General features: G+C 67.2%; 2 protein-coding genes. One reads left to right on the top strand and one right to left on the bottom strand.

The window, feature by feature from the left end; genetic code table 11:
• The coding region (locus DMC18_RS24640) for an amidohydrolase (protein WP_146218212.1) at window positions 1-984 on the top strand (984 nt) is incomplete at its 5' end.
• 41 nt (window positions 985-1,025) lie between these two features.
• Here the strand turns inward: DMC18_RS24640 and DMC18_RS24645 are convergent.
• Window positions 1,026-2,624 (bottom strand): TonB-dependent receptor domain-containing protein (locus tag DMC18_RS24645; RefSeq protein WP_146218213.1); only part of this gene is annotated, 1,599 nt, incomplete at its 5' end.

Below are 2,624 nucleotides of genomic sequence, written 5' to 3' on the forward strand. Positions count from 1 at the left end.
TCCCCCGCCCTCAAGCGCCAGGCGCTGGAGACGGCCGGCAAGCTCTACGCCAGCCGCGGCTGGACCGGCCTTGGCAATATGAGCGTCGACGCCGAGGACCTGGAGATCCTGCGCCGGTTGGCCGCCGAGGGCCGCTTTTCCCTGCGCGTCGACAACTACATGGACCCGTCCGGCGCGGCCGAGGTGCTGAAGACCGGTCCCAGCGCCGACCCCACCGGCCTGATCCGCCTGCGCGGGATCAAGCTCTACATGGACGGCGCCCTGGGCTCGCGCGGCGCGGCCCTGCTGGCGCCCTACAGCGACGCCGAGGGCCAGGGCCTGATCCTCACCGAGCACGACCAGGGCCTGGCCCTGATGCGCCGGGCGCGCGCCGTGAACGCCCAGGTCGCCATGCACGCCATCGGCGATCGCGGCAACCGCATGGTGCTGGACTGGTTCGGCGAGGTGCTGGGCGCGGATACCGGCCGCCGCTGGCGCATCGAGCACGCCCAGGTGGTCGACGCCGCCGACCTGCCGCGCTTTTCCAGGCTGGGGATCATCGCCTCGATGCAGCCCAGCCACGCCATCGGCGACCTCTATTTCGCCCCCGCGCGCCTGGGCAAGGAGCGGCTGAAGGGCGCATACGCCTGGGCCGACATGCTCAAGAGCGGCGCGGTCGTCGCCGCCGGATCCGACGCCCCCGTCGAGGTCGGCGACCCGCGCATCGAGTTCTACGCCGCCGTCTACCGCCACAGCCTCTCGGGCTTCGCGGGCGCCGACTGGCATCTGGAAGAGGCGGTCAGCAGCGACCAGGCCCTGCGCATGCTGACCTGGGCGCCCGCCTACGCCGCCTTCGCCGAACAGCAGCGCGGCGTGCTGGAGGCCGGCAAGGCCGCCGACCTCACCGTCTTCGACCGCGACCTGATGACCATCGCCCCGGCCGATATCCTCAAGGCCCAGGCCCTGCTGACCATCGTCGACGGCAAGGTGGTGTTCGAGAAATAGGCCGCCCCGCCGGGGCGGGGCGGGGCGGCCTTGGCCTAACCCTAGTACTTGTAGGTGAAGCCCATGAAGAACCGGCGGCCGAAATAGCCCTGCTCGATCAGGCGGATGTCGCCCGCCGTCGAGACCTCTTCCTCCTTGGTCAGGTTCTTGCCTTCGACGAAGAACTGCAGGCCCTGCGGACCCGGCTTCCAGGTGATCTTGCCGTCCAGGTAGCCGGTCGGCTCCTTGAACACCGGCTGGCCCGAAGTGTCGGCAGCCGAGGACAGGTACTTGGAGCGGTAGTTGTAGGCCAGGCGGGCGTTCACCGGGCCCTTGTCGTACCAGACCGTCAGGTTGGCGCTGCTCTTCGACAGCCCCGGGAACGGCAGCGGCGAGCCGTCGAGCGTGGAATAGAGCTCCACGTCCTTGGCTTCCTGGTAGGTGTAGTTGGCGTCGACGCCGAAGCCGGAGAACACCCCGGGCAGCCAGGTCAGGGCCGTCTTGCCGGTCAGCTCGACGCCCGAGATCTTGGCCCCGTCGCCGTTGATATAGGTGTTGTAGTTGTAGAGCACCCCGTCGCCATAGACGTCGACCTTGCCGATCAGGGTCCGCGACGACAGGTAGAACGACTTGATGTCCTTGTAGAACAGGCCGAGCGACAGCTGGGTGTCGTTGTTCGGGTACCACTCGAACGACAGGTCATACTGGTTGGCCCGGTACGGCTTGAGGTCCGGATTGCCGGCCGTGCAGCTGGGCTCGTCATACTCGCCGTTGGCGTCCGGCGAATTGTCGGTGGTGCAGCTGACCGTCGGCATCAGGTAGTCCATGCGCGGACGGGCCATCAGCTGGGCGAAGCCGGCGCGGGCCGACAGCTTGTTGGGCTGCAGCCACAGGCCGATATTGAAGCTCGGAAGCCAGACCGTGTAGTCCTTCTCCATGCTGGCCTGGGTGTTGCTCAGCACATAGGTGGTCGAGGTGCCGCCGTTGGTCGAGGCGTAGGTCTCGCTGCGCGTCTGGGCGCCCGAAGCCACGGTCTTGGTGTGCACCCGGCGCCAGCCGAAGTTGCCGTTCACGTCGTAGTCGAACAGCGGGAAGGCGTAGTTGAACTTCAGGTACAGCGCGTCGGTCTGCTCGGCGATCCGGTAGGGGATCTGCTCGTAGGTATTGCCGTCGCTCCCGGTGGTGGTCACCAGGTTGTTCAGGTTGAAGTGCGAGGTGTCGAGGTACTGCGCCACCTTGGCGAAGTTCGGATAGAGCCAGGTCGAGGGCAGCGACCCGCCGCCGTAGTAGAAGGCGCTGGGCAGGGCCGTCATGGCGTTGGCGAACACGGCGTTGGAGAAGGCCCGCGACCAGGTCTCGGTCGTCGACCAGTAGCCGGTGGTGTAGGCGGCCGAGGCGGCGGTCGCGCTGGTCTGGTCGGCGGTCTGGCTGTTGCTGACCGTCGCCGTCGAGTTCACCGCATTGCTGTAGATCACCACGTCGTCGGTGGTCGAATAGAGGTTGTCGCCGCCGTCGATGATGTAGCCGCCATAGCCGTAGCCCGAGGTCGAGAAGTCGGTGGCGCGGCCGCCGAACTCGATCTTCTTGAGGAACGGCAGGTCGGTCTCGTAGTCGAAGTCCAGCTTGTACTGCTTCTCTTCCGAGGCCGAGTTCGACGGACG

The organism is Caulobacter sp. D5, assembly GCF_003185805.1.
Classification (GTDB): domain Bacteria; phylum Pseudomonadota; class Alphaproteobacteria; order Caulobacterales; family Caulobacteraceae; genus Caulobacter.